Here is an 18,151-nt window from a genome sequence, read left to right on the forward strand (position 1 = left end):
TATGGTTGTGGCGGATATGGTTGCGGAGGACGTGGTGGATATGGTTGTGGCGGATATGGTTGCGGAGGACGTGGTGGATATGGTTGTGGCGGATATGGTTGCGGAGGACGTGGTGGATATGGTTGTGGCGGATATGGTTGCGGAGGACGTGGTGGGTATGGTTGTGGCGGATATGGCCGCGGTGGATGTGGATGTGGTGGATATGGCTGCGAAGGTCGTGTCGGATACGGTGATGGGTTTAAAGATGGATATGGGCTACCAGAAGGCATAGTAGGGTGAAACGGAATGTTAACATCAAGATCTTCGGGATTAAATCCAGGATTGACCAATGAAACACACCTTTCTTCGTTTTTTCTTTTCTAACATATGCCTACTATTAGGATTGTCATAGGCATTAAACTAGAAGAATGATCGATAAGCGTATATTTAATTAAAATAGAAAATGTTATAAAATATATCAAATTTAATTATAATAGAAGAAAATATCATTAAAGGATGTTTATATAAATGACTATTATAAAAATCAAGAAAATAAAAGTACAAAATTTAAGAAATGTACGTCATGGTGAAATTGTGTTAGCGGTAAATTTCGAGACATTCCTTAAGCCAAATGTTGTAGGTTTATACGGACAGAACGGTTCTGGAAAAACAACTATTGTTGATGCATTCGGCTTGTTAAAGGCACTTATCTCCGGTTGGATAGCTGAAATTAAATTACCATCTGAGGAAAAGAAATTAATTATGGCAGGGGAGGATACGGCAAGTATTGAGTTCGAGTTTCTAGTAGAAAATCAATTTGGCACATTTTTTCTCAATTATTATGTAGAGTTACAAGAAGATGATAACAGACTGTACACAACGGTTGAACGTGTAGCTTACAGAGAAAACGAGAAAGGGAAGCGTTCAAAGATTTTAATTAATGTTACAGAGGAAGACATACAACTACGTAAAGCAAATCTTTCTGATATGAATGAAAAAATGCGTATCCAATTACTAGTCATTCACCAATTGTCTAAAAAACAATATATGTCCTTTGTCTTTCACAAAGATTTAAAGCCGTTATTACAGGATAGATTGTCAGAGTTAGAAATGCAATTGCTTCATAATTTAGCAATAGATTTTAATCGTGATTTACATGTTGTTAACAATCAAAATATCGCACCATTATTTGAAGAGCGCAGTATGCCTTTTAGCATCCATCTCGAAAAAACTCGTGGTTCTATCCCTTACAATTTGAAGGGGCCAGCATTATTGCCAGAGGAAGCATTTTACGTGTTATGTGAAGTAATAGAGCAAAGTAATCAAGTATTATCAGCGATTATTCCAGGTCTCTCTATAAAGATTAATGTACTTACAAAACAAACTATGGATAATGGAGAAAAAGGAATTCGTTTTGAATTTTTATCGCAACGAGGGGAGCGCGAATTACCGTTAAGGACAGAGTCAGAAGGGATTTTGAAAATTATATCTGTACTCAGTGTGCTCATTGCGGTTTATAATAACCCAAATGCTTGTGTAGTAATAGATGAATTAGATTCTGGTGTTTTTGAATATTTGTTAGGCGAGTTGTTAACAGTGATTGATGAGGGCGGAAAAGGTCAACTTATTTTTACGTCTCATAATTTACGTGTGTTAGAGGTGCTAGCTATTAAAAACTTATGGTTTACGACAACGAATGAGGATCGTCGTTATATACAGCTAAAGGGTATTAAAGAGGTAAATAATGCTCGAGATGTTTATTTACGTGCAATTCAGTTGGGCGGACAGGATGAAGATGTTTATAAAGAAACGAAGACATTTAAAATTAAGCGTGCCTTTAGAAAAGCGGGTGTCCAGCGTGACTAAAAAAGTTCTTTTAATTATTGTAGAAGGGCATACGGAGCAAATTGTTTTAGAGGATTTTCTAGATGAACATTTTGCAAATTCAACGATTCGCTTCGATGTACAACGGGAAGATATTTTAACGAAATGGGATGCTAATAAACGGATACCTAATATTAAAAATAGTGTTACACGAGTGATTCAGAACTATTTGGAGAAGTATAAGTTTTTAGCGAAGGATTTAACCGCTGTCGTTCATATTACTGATGCAGACGGTTGTTTCATAGCCCCTGAATTTGTCAAGGTGAAGGGAGATATTGAGCAAAATTTATTCTATACAGAAGATGCAATATTAGTGAAATCAGAGAAGCGTAAGGAACAAATCGAACAACGAAATGACATGAAGGCGAATAATGCTAAAATCCTTATGGCAAATGATCATTTTAGCATTCATCGATTAAGAATACCGTATCAGCTATTCTATTTTTCTACAAACTTAGAGCATGTACTATGGAATGAGCGTAATGAAGTAGCGACGGAAAAGGTGCAAAAGGCTGATGAATTTATGGAAAGTTTATCGAGCTCCATAGAAGAATTTTTAAAAGAATATCTCCCAGTTAACCCAGAGCTTCCGTATAAAGAAAAAATGAAAATGAGTTGGTCATTTTTAATGGAGGGCTGTAATTCGTTACAACGCGGAACAAATGTACCGTTATTATTTGAAATGATTAAATCGGATATACAATAAAGTGAGAGTTAATCAGTAGTGAAAAATGAAGCGTCAGCAACGACAAATATAGAGGAAGCGGTTAGACGCTTGCTCACTAAAAAAGGTCCTTTCGTTAGAATAAGCGATGGCTCTTTTTTCGTTTTAGGGAAGCTATTCTTACTTAGTAATGACATCTTTTCATTTCCTAATTCATAAGCTTTACAGGTGTGATTTTATCAAGCAAGAAGGAGGCATTGACATTCAAATACATGTTGTACGGGCAGGGGAGTCCTTATGGGGTATTGCGAAGGCATATGGGACAACAGTTCAAAATATTGTAGATGCCAATCAAGTTCCTGAACCAAATCGATTAGTTATAGGGCAAGCTCTTGTGGTACCGATTGTCGGAAATTTCTATTATGTGCAGGCAGGAGACAGTCTATATTCAATCGGCCAACGCTTTGGCATTAATTATTTAACACTTGCTCAGGTGAACAATATTAGTCCGAGTCAACCGTTATCGATTGGTATGCGACTTTATATTCCACCTCAACCAAAAACAAGAGCTGAAACATTGGCATATTTAGAGCCGAGAGGGACATTCGTTAGTGAGGCATTACTAAGTCAAGCAAGAGAAGCGGGTCCATTTTTAACTTATCTAGCTTTATTTAGCTATGAGGCAAGAAGAGATGGAACGCTTAAGGTGCCACCGAGTCAAGGTGTGGCGCAAATTGCAAATGATACAGGTGCTTCTCTAGCAATGGTTGTCTCGAATTTGGAGAATTTTAGTTTTAGCGGTGACTTAGCGAGAGATATTTTTCAAAGTACAGCCGTACAGGATTTGCTCTTTAATAATATTCTTGAAGAGGCAAAGCGTTTAGGAACCGTTAAAGATATTCATTTTGATTTTGAGAATTTGCCGGGCGATCAACGACAGGCGTATAACAATTTTTTAAGGAGAGCGGTGAGTCGATTCCATCCTCAGGGATATACCGTATCGACAGCGCTAGCTCCGAAAACAAGTGCTAGTGAGCGGGGTCCGTGGACGGAGGGGCATGATTATAAAGCACATGGAGAAATAGTGGATTTTGTTATGTTAATGACCTATGAATGGGGCTATTCTGCAGGGCCCCCTATGGCAGTATCGCCACTTCCAGAGGTAGAAGCGGTTGTTAAATATGCAGTAAGTGAGATACCTCGGAACAAAATTATACTTGGACAGAATTTATATGGGTATAACTGGACATTGCCTTTTGTGCAGGGGGGGCCTAATGCAGAAGCAGTTAGCCCACAAAGAGCAATCGAGATTGCTAAGAAATATAATGCTGCTATTCAGTTTGATTTGAGATCTCAAGCACCGTTCTTTGAATACTACGATGAGCAAGGTAAAGCACATGTGGTATGGTTCGAAGATGCCAGATCCATTCAAGCGAAGTTCGATTTAATCAAACGGTACAGACTCCGAGGAGTAGGCTATTGGAAGTTGGGTCTACCATTCCCTCAAAATTGGTTATTAATTGGGTCCAACTTTGATGTAGTAAAGAAATGAGAATTTTTAGGGAGCAACCAAGCAATTTCGCCTTGGCTTAATTGTAGCTGTCGCTTTGCTTTCGCGCAGACAAACATTGCGGCTGACGCATCGCTTTCGTACAGAAAAGATATGCTGAATGAAGATAAAATAGCTCTATGTCTATTCTATTTTCCGATAAAAATGAATAATCTGAAAATGTCATATCTATTTATGGTAATCTATACTATAATTATGGTAAATGATAATCCAGGAGGGATATTTTGGGTAAATTTAAAAAGTTAGGTATTATACTAACGTCTACTGCATTTTCTGTTAGTGTACTTTCGCCAATGGCACAAGCTTCGGCAAATGTAAAAGAACCACAAGAGAGAGTTGCAATTCAAGTTTCTTCAACAGAAACAAAAGTAACAAAAAGTATGCTTATTAAGCAATTGAATACAATATTCCCAGACAAATTCAATTTTGTAACAGAGAAAGATTTCTCAATGGGGGAAGCGCATTACTTTAATGATGACAAAACGATACGCTATGAATTGAACTTTAATAAAACAATCAATGGCAAAGACGTTTATGGTGATTTTACTTTTAAAGGCGAAGATTTGGAATTAGAAAATTTCTCCTATCAGCCTGTCAATATAGCGGAAGCATTGTACCCGGTGAAATATTCAGAGGGTGAAGCAAAGAAAGTTGCTCAAGACTTCCTAAAGAAATTGCCGAGCACTGCGAATTACAAGCTTCGTGAGGACAATAGATTTGGTGACTTTGGTTTTAGTTTTAGTAGACCTTTATCCGAACCAACTTCGTATTCATTCATGTACTCGCCTACACACAATGGTGTGTCACTTAGTAATGAGTTTATCCATATTACAGTTCTAGCAAATGGTGAAGTTACAAGTATGTATCGTAATACTGAGCCAACTAGCAAGGCAACATTTGATAACTTAGATCAGAAAAAGAATGAGTCAGACATCCTAGCACAGGTTCGTGAAAAACTGTCAGTTGACTTACGTTATATAGTTGACTATAACTACCAAACAGGCGAAGCGATTGCTAAGCTTGTGTATATGCCACCAACTAGCTTTAATGGTGTACATGCAATAAATGGGCAATGGCAAACAATGAATGGTTTCACTTCTCAAGTACCGAAGACAAAAGGTGTAGAAAAACTTGCAGCGCAACCACTTGCACCTAAGAAAAATGGTATTACATTAGCAGAAGTTGAAGAGTTAGCTAAGTCTATCTTAAAAGTTGATACAGACAAAGCCAAGCTACAAATTCATTCGGTTAATGAAAGAGAAAATGAAAATGGCGAAACAATTTATGATGTGAATTATATGTATGATCTCGGTAATTACGGCACAGGTAGTTCACTTGAAGTCAACAAAGCAACAGGTGAAATTACAAACTACTGGAATACAAGTAGAGAATTCATGCAGACAGATGTTAAAGTAGAACCAATTTCAAAAGATGCTGCGTTAGCAAAAGCGATAGACTACTTAAAAGAGTGGTCTCCGTCATATATTCATAATTATTCAAAACCACTAGAAGATGCAATATATGATAAAGACAACAAACAGTATTACTTCTCTTTCCCACGTATTGTCAATGGCATTGCCGTAGCAGGGGATGAAATTTCCGTAGGTATCAGTGCTGATGGGAAATTAAGTTCTTTAAATGTTAATTATCGCAAGATTGATAATTGGCCGTCTGTAAACAAAGCTATTCCTGCTGATAAAGCAAAAGCAACATTCAATGAGGGGCTGAAATTGGAGCTACAGTATGCAAAACAGGATGGCGAGGATAATCACCACTATGATTTAGTATACACGCCGGTTTATAATGGAATTTTGTTCAATAGTATTGATGCAACAACGGGTGAATGGCTTCAAAAAGTTGGTGATACGAAAGAAAAACCTGCCATTTCGCATCCAACAGCTGGAGGAGAATTAACTTATTTATTACACCAAAATGTGTTAGAGGTTAAAGACCCAGCAAACTTTAATGCTGATACAGCCGTAACAAGAGGAGAAGCTTTGAAAATTTTAGTTAAATCATTATCATACGGATATGATTTCAATCCGTATGGAGGAGACAACGTTAAGCAATCCTTCAAAAATATTGACAAAAAGCATCCATTATACGGAATCGTTGAACAAGCTGTAAGAATGGGCATTTTACAACCGGCGGATCAATTTGCAGTAGATACAGCATTGACTCGTCAAGAGCTTGCCGAATGGTTAGTTCGTGTACTAAATTTAGAGAGTGCTGCTAAGCATAGTGACATTTACAAATTAAACTTTACTGATGCAAGCTCAATTGATCCAGCGTACGCAGGTTATGTTGCTTTAGCGAGTGCAATGGGACTAATTGATGGACAGCAAAATAAATTCAATGCTACTGAGAAAGTGACGTATGCAGATTTGGCTGTATCTACAGTTCGTCTAGCAAAGGCTGCCTTTGAACAGAACGGCAACGGTCGTCATTACTATTAATAGTCGATAATTTATACATGAAAGGGCATCCCCTGATTTTTGGGGATGCCTTTTTTGTGATTACAGTAAAAAGGATTGCTGATCAGCAGCTTATATGTTATTATTATCTCGAATTAGAGATAATTGAATTCGAAGTAAATGGAAAGAGGGAGTCGTATGAAGGAAGACAATCGTAATTTAAAAGCTTTTACGGTCTTGTTCCGAGCATATCAAACGATTCAAGATGCAACAAAGAGAGATTTACTTCAATACGATTTAAATCAAACTGAATTTTCGGTACTTGAGTTTTTATATCATCATGGTGAGCAACCAATCCAAGTAATTGGAAAGAAAATTTTAATCGCAAGTAGTAGTATTACGTATGTTATTGATAAGCTCGAACAAAAAGGTTTTGTGTATCGACGTGCTTGTCCGAGGGATCGTCGTGTCACATATGTTTTATTAACATGCGAGGGTCAAGCGTTGATGGAAGAAATATTTCCGAAGCATGAACAAAAAATTAACGAGATTTTTGAAGTATTAGATCAACAGGAGATGGACACAATGACCCTGTCTTTGAAAAAGGTTGGTTTGAACGCAGTTAATAAATAAATACTTTACTTAATATCTCGAAATCGAGATAAATAGGAGGGGCATAAAATGAATCATTTAAAAGGAATTCACCACGTTACCGCTATTACAAGTAGTGCGGAAGAGAATTATAAATTTTTTACTTATGTATTAGGGATGCGATTAGTGAAAAAAACGGTTAATCAGGATGATATCCAAACATATCATTTATTTTTTGCAGATGATAAAGGTAGCGCTGGCACTGATATGACATTTTTTGATTTTCCAAACATTCCAAAAGGTGTGCATGGAACAGATGAAATTTCTAAAACTTCATTCCGCGTGCCAACAGATGCGGCATTGGACTATTGGGTAAAACGTTTCGATCGATTAAATGTTAAACATTCAGGTATTAAAGAGCAATTTGGCAAGAAAACTTTATCATTCGTCGATTTTGACGATCAGCAATATCAACTTATTTCTGATGAAAACAATACAGGTGTTTCATCAGGCACTCCATGGCAAGATGGACCGATTCCTCTTGAATATGCAATTACAGGCTTAGGTCCGGTTTTTGTGAGAGTTGCTAATTTTAAATATTTCAAAGAGATGCTAGAAAAAGTGATGCTCTTTACAGAAATCGGTGAAGAAGGGGATTTCCATCTGTTTGAGGTTGGTGAAGGTGGAAACGGTGCACAACTTGTTGTAGAACTTAACACAGTTCTACCAGTAGCTCGTCAAGGCTTTGGTACAGTACATCATGCTGCATTCCGCGTAGAGGATCGAACTGTACTAAATGAATGGACTGAACGATTTGAAAGCTTTGGCTTCCATACCTCAGGTTACGTAAATCGTCATTTCTTTGAATCACTTTATGCACGGGTAGCACCTCAAATTTTATTTGAGCTAGCTACTGATGGCCCAGGATTTATGAGTGATGAGCCTTATGAAACTTTAGGTGAAAAATTGTCGTTGCCACCATTTTTAGAGCCAAAGCGTGCACAAATAGAAGAACTTGTCCGTCCAATTGACACTGTAAGAAGTACGATTACGTTCGATAAAGAATATGAGTAAAACTTTTTATCCCATTCAGCAGAGAGACTCAAGCCTCTGCTGAATGAAAATTACATACTCTAAAAAGAAAAATGATTGGAGGTCAGTTAGATGGAATTTTCAAAGCTAATAGATAAGCGTCGCTCTGCGAATAATTTTATAGAGGACATCAAGATGAGCGAAGAAGATATACGTCCCATTTTGGAGGATGTTAAGCTTGCTCCTTCCGCCTTTAATTTACAACATGCTGATTATATCGTTGTATTAGATGAAGAAAAAAAAGAAAAAGTACGAGAAGCTGCATACGGGCAATATAAAGTACATTCAGCCTCAGCGGTTATACTTGTATTAGGAGATAAAGAAGCCTATAAAAATACTGCTAACCTTAATCAAGGGATGGTAGACTTAGGCATTATTAATGCTTGTGAATTAGAAAATATCGTCAATGAAAACGCTAAATTTTATGAAGAACGTGGCAAGGAATTTATGAAGGAGGAAGCAATTCGTAACGCTTCACTTTCAGCTATGTTATTTATGCTGGCAGCCAAAAATCGTGGATGGGACACATGTCCAATGATCGGCTTTGATCAGCAACAAATGAGAGCTCTTTTTAATATTCCAGAAACACATGAGATTGCACTAATGATTACTATAGGTAAAGAAAAAGAAAGTAGTCGCCGCTTGCGTGGTTACCGTAAACCAGTTGAGGAATTTGCAACCTATTATTAGGACAGTATAAAATAAAACTGTCTACAAATAATAAAATTAATGCACATTTAGGAGGAATATTGTGAAAGTAGTAGCAATCGTAGGTAGTATCCGTAAAGAATCTTATAATATGCAATTAGCAAAATTTATTCAAAAGCGTTATACTGAGAAATTTGATCTTGAAATATTAAGTTTGAACGATTTACCAATGTATAATCAAGATATCGAAAATGAAGCACCACAGCCTGTACTTGATTTTAAAGTACAAGTAAAAGCGGCAGATGCAGTTCTTTGGTTGACACCAGAATATAATGGTACAGTGCCAGGTGTTATGGTTAACGCCATCGATTGGTTATCTCGCGTTGATAAAGTAATGATTGGCAAGCCATCATTCATGATGGGGGCATCAATGGGTAACTTAGGTACTGTTAAAGCACAATTACATTTACGAGATATTTTATTCTCACCTGGAGTAAATTCACCATTACTTAGTGGTAATGACGTTTATATTGGAGCAGTACACACTAAATTTGATACAGAAGGCAATTTAACAGATGAAGGTACTATTAAATTCCTTGATGTAGTTATTGATAACTTTTTAAACTGGATGAAAAAATACGTTTAAAAATAAAAAAGAATGTCCCATAAGTATGCAATAAACTTATGGGACATTTTTTTGTTTGTTGGATTTAAAATAGAGCGACAGATAGAAGAGCCAAGCGACAAATAGGACAATTAGAAAAACGCCCTTTCTAGCATTACACTAAAGTGGGGCATTTTTAGGAGATAAATTGTTTATTTATTCTTTAACAAAAAAGTTGTGAATAAAATGTATGCTATTTATATAAGTTGGTTGGAGTGGAGGCTGGGCGACTCCTTGGGGATCAGCAATAAAGGAACGAAGGCTAAAAGCATCACGTCCTGTGATAACGCTTTCGTGACCAACATCGTGTTGGCCCGAGACCCTGGTGCGAGCAGCGCGAGTGAAGCGGCTCATCGGACGCCCCCAGCCGGAACGGAAATCAACCCCTCGTTATGGTGATAAGCTTTTATCTAATCGGGATTATTTTTAACACTTTTTGAAGGCGGTATGCAAAAATACCTGCAAATATAGCTAAAATAATATCCTTTGGCAAAGGAGGCATCATCCAAAGCCATGCCACTTTATAAGTGAAAGCATCAGGAGCACTAGCCCATAGCTTGTAGGCAAAGTACATCCAATTTGTTCCTAGTAAGTAATTAATAGCTGTAGCAACTAATGCAGCAACTACATAGCTTTTTTTCGTTCCACTACGTTCTACAATAAGCCCCGCGACAAATGCAGCTAATATGAAAGAAACAATGAAACCAAAAGTAGGGCTAATCATTTGACCAAAGCCTCCGTTGAAACGAGCAAATACAGGTGCACCTGCTAACCCTATGCACATATAAACAGTACAAGCGAATGCCCCTTTTCTACTACCAAGAATAAGTCCTGCTAAAATAGCAAAAAATGTTTGCAATGTGATAGGTACGCCACCAATCATCATGAAAGGTACAATAGACGTGATATTAGCTCCTATCATCATCAATGTTGAAAATAGTCCAATGTATGCAAGATCGACAGTTCTTAATTTGTGATGTGTATGTTCCGCAACTGTTGCCATTATTTCACCCCTAAAAAGTAATGCTACTAATAGTAGTGTAAAAAAATAAGCATTTTGTGTCAACTTAATAAAAATAAATAGTTAACACAAAATGTTTATTTTGCTTGTTAGCTATAGACTAACGTTTAAAGTATATGCTGGAAACGTCATAATTAAAAAACGGACGCTGTCTCTTAACGAGGAGTTCTATGATGATTTAGCCATTGTTCTAGAATGGGGAGGCAAGGGTTTGAAGCCAGGAGACCTGCTATTTAGTGATTCCTGTAATATACACGAGGATGAATGCAATTACGAACAATATCAAACTTTGTTTAATCGAGGTATTTTCATGCCCATTCTCACTGTGATAACGCCTTCGTGACCAACATCCTATTGCTGCCGCTACGTTACACTACGCTTTCGCACAAAAAACATCCGTTGCCCCAAGTGGCTCATCGGACGCCCCCAGGAAGCTTTGCTCTGTGCGAAAGCGAAGCGTCAGCGGCAAAGCGCCCAGTCGGAACGGAGATCAACCTATCAATTTGCCAAAAAGCCCTACTAGGCTTTAGCACTTACTCACTCACAATACTTTGAATTAAAATGAATAAATTAAGATACTGCTTTTAATCCTGCCACACCAATGATAATGGCGATGATACTAATAATTCGAGTCAGGTTTTTAGATTCTCCGAAGAATATAATATTCACGAGAACAGCACCAACTGTACCAATGCCGACCCAAATTACATAGGCAATGCTTAACTGTAAATAGTTAAAGGATGCATATAATAGCATAAAGGACATCCCAAAGCCGCCTAGATATATCGATAAATTTCGTATATTTTTTTCCTGACTATAAAAGCGTAAACCTACAACACCGACAATTTCCGAAATTGCAGCTAATAAAACAAGTATCCAACCCATTATGCATTAGCTCCTTTCTCTTTAACATGATCTTTTGAAGGGTTATCAGCTAAATTAAGACCAATAACACCCAGTACTAAAATAAACATGAAAATTCCTTTAATAGCATTAAACTCACCTTCAAAAATAAAAATGTCCATTAATGTAGTACCAATTGTACCGACCCCAGCAAAAGTCGCGTAAACCGTTCCTGTAGGTAGGTTTTCACAAGCCTTCGATAAGAAGTGAAAATCCAATGCAATTAGGGACACAATAATAGCCCAATGCCACCAAGAATCGGCAACATTAAAACCAAATATCCAAAACAATTCAAACAAACTAGTTAATCCAACATAAATCCAATCTTTTTGCATAGTTAAATTCCTTTCTATCATTATGACTGACATTCAGTCATTTTTAGCGTAAAAGAGAACGTCACTTATGCGTGACGTAAATCGAGTGCATGATGTAAAAAGTCGAGGAGCTCAAGCTTTTGAAGTCTAATTGTTTCTTCTTCACTATCATCATACAAATAAATTTGTTCAGCGGCAGACTCTACTAGACCGATTATAAGTTTAGAAGAACGAGTAGTATTTAGGGAAGCGCGTATCGTTCCTTGCTGTTGAGCTTCAACCAAGAAATGATTCATCCATTCGTAATAGGGAGCATATATATTTTCCCATTCTTTCATATGCTCAGTTTGTGTAATACCGGCATAGATAAGTGCAAATACATCTCGATATTCCTCTGTTAGAGAAAAAACAATATCTACTACTTTTTCTAGCTGCTTTGCGAAAGGCTCCTGTTTTGAAATCCCATCGTTAATAGCAGCAATAATTTTCTCAACCATAACCTTTGCAATGGCTGGCATAACTGAAAGGCGTGATGGAAAATAAAGATAAAATGTCCCTTGCGCGATACCTGCAGCTTTTACGATATCTGAAACCTTTGTTTTTTCAATTCCTTTTTCACGGAAAACTTCAATTGCGGCTTGGATAATTTTCTCTTCTTTTGACATGAAATCCCTCGCTTTTGTCCTGCTTATTTAATATGTTACAAAATAGCTGAAATAAAGTCAAAGAATAATGACTGACAATCAGTCATTATTTTTTTTAGTATATATGTTTTTTATTTGGGGAACTTTATTCATGAAAGGATTTGATGAAAATGGAAGAGATAAAGATTGCGCAATTAGATCAACAACAGCTTGAAAAACTTAATGAGCTTGAAAAGAACATTGGAGTGACATTAGTGGCCTATGATTCTTCGACAATACCATCGCAGGGCTCGGGTGCTTTCGAGTCAAACAATAGTACTAACAGCAATCATCCATCATAATTAAGAATAAAATGCCTTGCAGCAATGTGAGGCTTTTTTATGTCATCTAAAAGTAGGGGGAGGGAGACAATGATGCAAGATTTTTATGCAGATTTACACGTTCATATTGGGCGTACTTCAAGTGGTCGTGCTGTTAAAATTACTGGCAGTAAAACGTTAACGTTAGCAAGAATTTTAGAGTCTTCAAGTGCAAGAAAGGGACTAGATATTATCGGGATTATTGATTGCCATTCACCAGAAGTAATGGATGAAATGTCAGAGATGATCGAACAAGGAGAACTGAAGGAGCTAGAACAAGGAGGGCTTCGTTTTCAAGAAACAACACTTATTCCAGGTACTGAAATAGAGATTTATGATCATCATTGCCTTGGACCAATCCATGTACTTGCCTATTTTCCAACACTTGTGCTTATGAGGGAATTTTCAAAATGGATGTCTAATCATATGAAAAATATTCATTTAAGCTCTCAGCGCATTTATTGTGATGGTCGAACATTACAACAAAAGGTTCATGAATTAGGCGGGCTTTTTATTCCTGCTCATGTTTTTACACCATTTAAAAGTTTGTTCGGTAAAGGCGTACATCGTAGTTTAACAGAAGTACTTGACCCTCAACTTATAGATGCGATAGAGCTTGGTTTGAGCTCCGATACCGAAATGGTGAGTAACATTAAAGAACTGCAAGCATATACATTTGTCAGCAACTCTGATGCTCATTCACTTGGAAAAATTGCACGTGAGTATCAAAAATTAAGACTATCTAATGCAAATTTTACAGAATTAAAGATGGCGCTTCATGAACAGCAAGGTCGAGCAGTAACAGCCAATTATGGCTTAAATCCTTTGCTTGGTAAATACCATGAGACTGTCTGCGCGAAATGTGGTGAGCAGCTTAGCAATTCTGCAACAATCTGTACAAACTGTGAAAGCACGCAAATTATAAAAGGTGTTGCAACACGGATTAAGGAGCTTTCAGAGCAAGTTACAGATAAACGTGCACGACCGTCATATATTCACCAAGTACCACTAGATTTTATTCCAGGATTAGGGCCAAAAATGATGGAACGATTAGTACAAGCATTTGGTACAGAGATGAACATCTTGCATCGGGTTACGCTAGAACAACTCGAACAAATCGTGCCGTACAAAATTGCCAAGATGATCGATTTAGCAAGAACAGGGCAATTGGCTATTGAAGTTGGTGGTGGCGGTATTTATGGGAAGGTTCAACTGGAGTAAAAAATGATTTTTAGCTCATCATCAAAAGTTGTGGATGACATTTGTTAAAACGTATGTAGTTTATATAAGTTGAAGACTGGACGCTACGAGGAAAGCGCCCAGTCGGAACAGAAATCAACCACACGTTATCGTGAAATATCGCCTCTCGTTTAACCCATTTTTACCCTATTTATATTAAAATAGTAATTAGTGAAAATTGGAGGAGTGGGTGTATGCAATTATCAAAGAAATTTCGTTTTTTAACGGCTAGCGTTTTGGCATGCCAATTAGTAGTACCACCAATAGGTGTGAATGCTGAGGAACAAAGAGACTACATAGCGCCAAGTTGGGTAGTTCAAGCTGATTATGTAGCACTGGGTGATTCCTTAGCACACGGTATGAATGACGGTGGTATCATCGGGTTAGGTTACACAGATTTTGTTGCACAAGCTTTACAGCAAGATGGTTTCATTACTTCTTATAATAAAGGGTTTGCATATTCGGGCTATACAACGAAAAATATATTAGAAGATATACAAAATAATGTGGAAAAGCCAGTGGTAGGATTTGGTTATCGAAGTGAGGAGGTAAAGCTCCGTACATCTATTAAAGAAGCTGAGATTATTACGCTAACTGCTGGCGCCAATGATATAATACCTATTTTAAAAGAGTCGCAGATAACTGGCATTAATGCAGCAATGATGTTAAAAGCTTCACAAGAGGCAATAAAAAATATTGCGGCTATTTTAGAAGAAGTGAAGAAGCTTAATCCGAATGCTCAAGTTTATGTCATGGGCTATTATAATTCTTTTCCGTACTATAGCGAGGATTTACAGACACAATTTAAAATGCTATTAAAGGTTATGAACGCAACGATAAAAACAACTGCTGAAAAATCGGGTGCCGTTTTTGTACCGACATACGATATTGTAGCAAAAGATATTCCGAGCTATTTGCCAAATCCTGAAAATATTCATTTAAGTGAAGCAGGCTATTTCGCAGTAGCGAACGAGGCATTTCTACCAGCGATTAAAGCAAGTTCTTTATGGGATGTATCAAAATTTATTCAAGTAAATATGAAAGATCGTACAACTGTAAAAATAAGCTGGCAGGAAGCGAGAGATAATGTAGGTGTCACTAGTTACAACGTATATGTAAATAGTAAGCTAACATTTACACAAAATGCTGAGACAACGACGATAACCTTGGATAATTTAACAGAGAATACAGCATACACGATAGCTGTTAAAGCGGTTGATGCAGCTGGTAATGAAAGTGTTCAAAGTCCATCAGTTACTTTTACTACAGGGAGAAATTTAACCTTTACCGATATAGAAAAACATTGGGCAAAGGAGTATATTCTAAAGGCCACTAAAGAAGGTATTATGAAAGGTTACGCAGATGGTACGTTTAGACCTGAGCAAAATGTTACTCGTGCACAGGCTGCTACGATGCTTGTTAGAAGCCTAGGTTTAACGACGAAGGAACAAGCACCATTTAAAGACATCGCAAACTATGACGTTGGAACTCAGTCAGAAATTGCAGCAGCTTATGCGTATGGGTTAATTAAGGGAACGAATGGGAAGTTTAATCCAGGACAGCCGGTTACTCGCGCGCAATTAGCATTAATGATAAATAGAGCCTATGAATCTAAACAAAAGCAACATTATGCTATAAAAGGAAAAGCACCATTCACTGATATTGCTTCCTACAATGAAGAAACAAAACATGCAATAACGATGTTGTATGAGCTTGATATGGTTAGAGGGAACGAAGGGGAATTTTCACCTGAAGCTCCTACAAAACGTAGCCATGCTGCGAAAATATTTGTGAATTTTAACAGTCTATTAAAAAAGTAAAATAATTTAAGGTAGAGGTTGTGAATAGAAACCTCTACCTTTAGACGTTTACATTTGTTATTTTTATTGCGATGAATATCTAGCACAATTTAGGAGCTCATATCAAAAGTCGGGGATGACAATTATTGAAATATATACCATGTGGATAAGGTGAATAACAAGCAAAAAAAACGTCTTTAAAAATAACAAAGCAGTTCAATAAATCTTTAAGATTTATTGAACCGCTGTTTTTTACTTATTTACGATAGTTTAGCAATAATACCTTCTTCGTCGTCCAGAACGAGTTCGATGCCTGTTGAAAAAGGGTCACCATGTAGGACATCTTTAATCCATACACGTAGTGCACCGATCATTGCGGCTGTATCGAACATTTCGATTTGACCATTAACTTCAATTTCTGCACCAAAGCCTGTGTCATCGTCGTATGTTAGTTCTACAAGTACATCTTCAGGGCGAATGTTTTTATAGTAGGACTGTGATAAACAAATTGCATTTATAATATCTTGCTCATTAATTATTTGTGCCATTGTGCTTCCTCTTTACGTTTTTTATCTTTAAACATATTAACAATTTTTATAACTAGCGTTACGATAATCATGATGGCTGCAACGTTAATTAATAAGCCTAAAATATTACCAAGCATACCCATACCACTGAAAAGACTTCCGAATAATAAACCAGCTAAGCCACCAAGCATTAAGCCTTTCATAAGGCCGCCTGAGAAGAACCCACCTTTCTTAGCTGTTGAATCCGTTTTGTTTGTAGAAGTTGTATTATTTTTATTTGTTGTTGCATTATTTTGGTCTTTAGTTTTATCCTGAGATTTTTGGATATTTGAGTTGTTGTTATTATTGTTGTTTGAGAAACCTTTTTTACCTGACTTATAGGATTTAGCTTCTGCAGTTGGTGTATCTGAGATGAATAATGTTGCTCCAACAGACGCAAACATAAGTGTCGCTGCAAAAATAGCAGCAAGGATTTTTTTCATTACTTGTATTCCTCCAATATAATTTTTAGTTTTGTCTAAACTAGTTCTTAATAGTAATTTTACATGAATCTTCTCGAAAAATAAAATAAACGCTTCGATCAATTTAGAGATAGCATCAAATTTGAACAAGAAGTGTCTGTGTTATCACCAATTTTATGCATGCACTACTTATAATGTATGCTGTATATTGTTGATTGCAGTGGAGGTTGGACGCCGCGCTCAGTCGGAACGGAAAACAATTCAGCGTTATAAGGTGAACCTTAAAAATTGTAGATAAAAAGAAAGGAGTGAGACGATGATTTCAACATTATTACTATTAATTTCATTTTTTTTACTGTTATATGTATCGGAAAAAAGACGTCTTCTCAATGCAGTAGTTCTTGGCCTTTTAGGGTTGTTTATTTTAAGCACAATAATAATTAGTCATCCTGTAATTCTCCCAAATGAGCAGGGGATTGTGTCGAAGATGGGTATAGTCATTATACTAGGAAGTTTCCCCAGTATGATGTTTATTTTATCGATAGCTACGTTTTTTAATAGTAAAGTTTTACTTGAAAAAGAGGGCCGTAAAGTCCGTAATCTATTGTTAGCTGTTTTTGGCTTGTGCTTTTTTATTATGATGATTTGGTATGTATTTGTAATTTTTATGAAAATCGAACATGAAATTTGGCACATTCTTTTCTTCTATGCGTTTTTAGTTTTTGGCTATACAATGTTTTTATACACAAGCATAATGGCCTATGCGACTCTCTATCATTTTACGCCGATCCTGTATGAGCCAAACTATATTATTGCATTAGGATCAGGACTAATAGGAGATAAGGTGCCACCACTTTTAGCTAGCCGTTTAGACGAGGCAGTAAAGCAATTTCAAAAATATGGTGAACGACCTTACATTATCGTCTCAGGTGGACAGGGGCATGATGAAAAAGTATCAGAAGCATATGCCATGAAAAAATATATAGTTGACGAACATCAAATACCAGCTCAAAAAGTATTAATGGAAGATCAATCAACAAATACGGAACAAAATATGGCATTCTCTAAAAAAATTATGGATAAGCATGCTCAAGGACAGAAATATCGATCCATATTCGTAACGAATAATTTTCATGTTTTTCGTGCAAGTATTTATGCAAAAAAGGCGAAGCTTGATGCACAAGGTGTTGGTTCGAAGACGGCCTTTTACTATGTACCTAATGCATTTACTCGTGAATTTATCGGATTATTAGAAATGTATAAATGGATGAATGTCACTGTCTTTTTATTCATTACATTGTTTATTGGATTAATCTTGAGAGCATATGTGTAACCAATTTAGAGCTGTTTTCCATATAATAGTGGCAAGATAGAGTGC

Annotated in this window: 20 protein-coding genes; 13 read left to right on the forward strand and 7 right to left on the reverse strand. The window is 36.8% G+C overall.

Going from position 1 to position 18,151, the window contains the following annotated elements; genetic code table 11:
* From ACIQZA_RS22780 to ACIQZA_RS22790, 3 genes are all read left to right on the forward strand, one after another.
* A partial coding sequence (locus ACIQZA_RS22780) for a hypothetical protein (protein WP_403009986.1) occupies positions 1-271 on the forward strand: 271 nt, incomplete at its 5' end.
* Between the two features lie 236 nt (positions 272-507).
* On the forward strand, positions 508-1,845 hold the full coding sequence (locus ACIQZA_RS22785; protein ID WP_402884118.1) for an AAA family ATPase: 1,338 nt from the start codon (positions 508-510) through the stop codon (positions 1,843-1,845).
* The gene (locus tag ACIQZA_RS22790; protein WP_400940878.1) at positions 1,838-2,569 is read left to right on the forward strand and encodes a hypothetical protein; all 732 of its coding nucleotides are present in this window, start codon (positions 1,838-1,840) and stop codon (positions 2,567-2,569) included. The genes ACIQZA_RS22785 and ACIQZA_RS22790 overlap by 8 nt, the downstream gene beginning before the upstream one ends.
* 8 nt (positions 2,570-2,577) lie before the next feature.
* Here ACIQZA_RS22790 and ACIQZA_RS22795 read toward each other — a convergent pair whose 3' ends face one another.
* Entirely contained in the window at positions 2,578-2,724 is a 147-nt protein-coding gene (locus tag ACIQZA_RS22795) for a hypothetical protein (protein ID WP_402884120.1), read from the reverse strand.
* Between the two features lie 182 nt (positions 2,725-2,906).
* Here ACIQZA_RS22795 and ACIQZA_RS22800 point away from each other — a divergent pair, with 182 nt between their 5' ends.
* The 6 genes from ACIQZA_RS22800 (at position 2,907) to ACIQZA_RS22825 (ending at position 9,488) form a co-directional block, all read left to right on the forward strand.
* The gene (locus ACIQZA_RS22800; protein ID WP_427495712.1) at positions 2,907-4,079 is read left to right on the forward strand and encodes a glycosyl hydrolase family 18 protein; all 1,173 of its coding nucleotides are present in this window, start codon (positions 2,907-2,909) and stop codon (positions 4,077-4,079) included.
* Positions 4,080-4,321: 242 nt separating this feature from the next.
* Entirely contained in the window at positions 4,322-6,553 is a 2,232-nt protein-coding gene (locus ACIQZA_RS22805) for an S-layer homology domain-containing protein (protein ID WP_402884122.1), read from the forward strand.
* 156 nt (positions 6,554-6,709) lie between these two features.
* Complete coding sequence (locus ACIQZA_RS22810; RefSeq protein ID WP_400940883.1) at positions 6,710-7,144, forward strand: MarR family winged helix-turn-helix transcriptional regulator; 435 nt, start codon at positions 6,710-6,712, stop codon at positions 7,142-7,144.
* A 48-nt stretch (positions 7,145-7,192) separates the two neighbouring features.
* A complete protein-coding gene (locus ACIQZA_RS22815; protein ID WP_400940885.1) occupies positions 7,193-8,176 on the forward strand; it encodes a ring-cleaving dioxygenase in 984 nt (327 codons plus the stop codon).
* Positions 8,177-8,266: 90 nt separating this feature from the next.
* Positions 8,267-8,884: a nitroreductase family protein gene (locus ACIQZA_RS22820; RefSeq protein ID WP_400940888.1), complete on the forward strand. Its 618-nt coding sequence runs from the start codon at positions 8,267-8,269 to the stop codon at positions 8,882-8,884.
* A gap of 61 nt (positions 8,885-8,945) precedes the next feature.
* Positions 8,946-9,488, forward strand: a complete 543-nt coding sequence (locus ACIQZA_RS22825) for an NADPH-dependent FMN reductase (RefSeq protein ID WP_400940890.1) — start codon at positions 8,946-8,948, stop codon at positions 9,486-9,488.
* Between the two features lie 424 nt (positions 9,489-9,912).
* Here ACIQZA_RS22825 and ACIQZA_RS22830 read toward each other — a convergent pair whose 3' ends face one another.
* The 4 genes from ACIQZA_RS22830 to ACIQZA_RS22845 all read right to left on the reverse strand — a co-directional run bounded on the left by ACIQZA_RS22830 (position 9,913) and on the right by ACIQZA_RS22845 (position 12,409).
* Complete coding sequence (locus tag ACIQZA_RS22830; protein ID WP_402884124.1) at positions 9,913-10,509, reverse strand: biotin transporter BioY; 597 nt, start codon at positions 10,507-10,509, stop codon at positions 9,913-9,915.
* Positions 10,510-11,097: 588 nt separating this feature from the next.
* Positions 11,098-11,412 (reverse strand): DMT family transporter, encoded by a 315-nt coding sequence (locus ACIQZA_RS22835; protein WP_400940895.1) that lies wholly within the window; start codon positions 11,410-11,412, stop codon positions 11,098-11,100.
* Positions 11,412-11,765, reverse strand: a complete 354-nt coding sequence (locus ACIQZA_RS22840) for a DMT family transporter (protein ID WP_142510312.1) — start codon at positions 11,763-11,765, stop codon at positions 11,412-11,414. Before ACIQZA_RS22840 ends, ACIQZA_RS22835 begins: the two co-directional genes overlap by 1 nt.
* A 65-nt stretch (positions 11,766-11,830) precedes the next feature.
* Positions 11,831-12,409, reverse strand: a complete 579-nt coding sequence (locus ACIQZA_RS22845; RefSeq protein WP_400940897.1) for a TetR/AcrR family transcriptional regulator — start codon at positions 12,407-12,409, stop codon at positions 11,831-11,833.
* A 149-nt stretch (positions 12,410-12,558) separates the two neighbouring features.
* Between ACIQZA_RS22845 and ACIQZA_RS22850 the strand changes: the two genes are divergently transcribed.
* From ACIQZA_RS22850 to ACIQZA_RS22860, 3 genes are all read left to right on the forward strand, one after another.
* The gene (locus ACIQZA_RS22850; RefSeq protein ID WP_400940899.1) at positions 12,559-12,729 is read left to right on the forward strand and encodes a hypothetical protein; all 171 of its coding nucleotides are present in this window, start codon (positions 12,559-12,561) and stop codon (positions 12,727-12,729) included.
* Between the two features lie 72 nt (positions 12,730-12,801).
* On the forward strand, positions 12,802-13,968 hold the full coding sequence (locus ACIQZA_RS22855; RefSeq protein ID WP_402884163.1) for an endonuclease Q family protein: 1,167 nt from the start codon (positions 12,802-12,804) through the stop codon (positions 13,966-13,968).
* Positions 13,969-14,180: 212 nt separating this feature from the next.
* Positions 14,181-15,806 carry an S-layer homology domain-containing protein gene (locus ACIQZA_RS22860; RefSeq protein WP_402884126.1) on the forward strand — a complete coding sequence of 542 codons (1,626 nt, stop codon included), beginning with the start codon at positions 14,181-14,183 and terminating at the stop codon, positions 15,804-15,806.
* Between the two features lie 239 nt (positions 15,807-16,045).
* On the opposite strand, the gene ACIQZA_RS22865 is transcribed toward ACIQZA_RS22860, so the two are convergent.
* Both ACIQZA_RS22865 and ACIQZA_RS22870 read right to left on the reverse strand, forming a co-directional pair.
* Complete coding sequence (locus tag ACIQZA_RS22865) at positions 16,046-16,333, reverse strand: DUF2653 family protein (RefSeq protein ID WP_132364200.1); 288 nt, start codon at positions 16,331-16,333, stop codon at positions 16,046-16,048.
* Positions 16,321-16,794 (reverse strand): hypothetical protein, encoded by a 474-nt coding sequence (locus tag ACIQZA_RS22870; RefSeq protein ID WP_400940904.1) that lies wholly within the window; start codon positions 16,792-16,794, stop codon positions 16,321-16,323. The genes ACIQZA_RS22865 and ACIQZA_RS22870 overlap by 13 nt, the downstream gene beginning before the upstream one ends.
* Before the next feature lie 295 nt (positions 16,795-17,089).
* Between ACIQZA_RS22870 and ACIQZA_RS22875 the strand changes: the two genes are divergently transcribed.
* Entirely contained in the window at positions 17,090-18,106 is a 1,017-nt protein-coding gene (locus tag ACIQZA_RS22875; protein ID WP_402884128.1) for a YdcF family protein, read from the forward strand.
* Positions 18,107-18,151: the final 45 nt, after the last annotated feature.

Source organism: Lysinibacillus sp. NPDC096382 (assembly GCF_044762845.1).
In the GTDB taxonomy this organism is placed as follows: Bacteria; Bacillota; Bacilli; order Bacillales_A; family Planococcaceae; genus Lysinibacillus.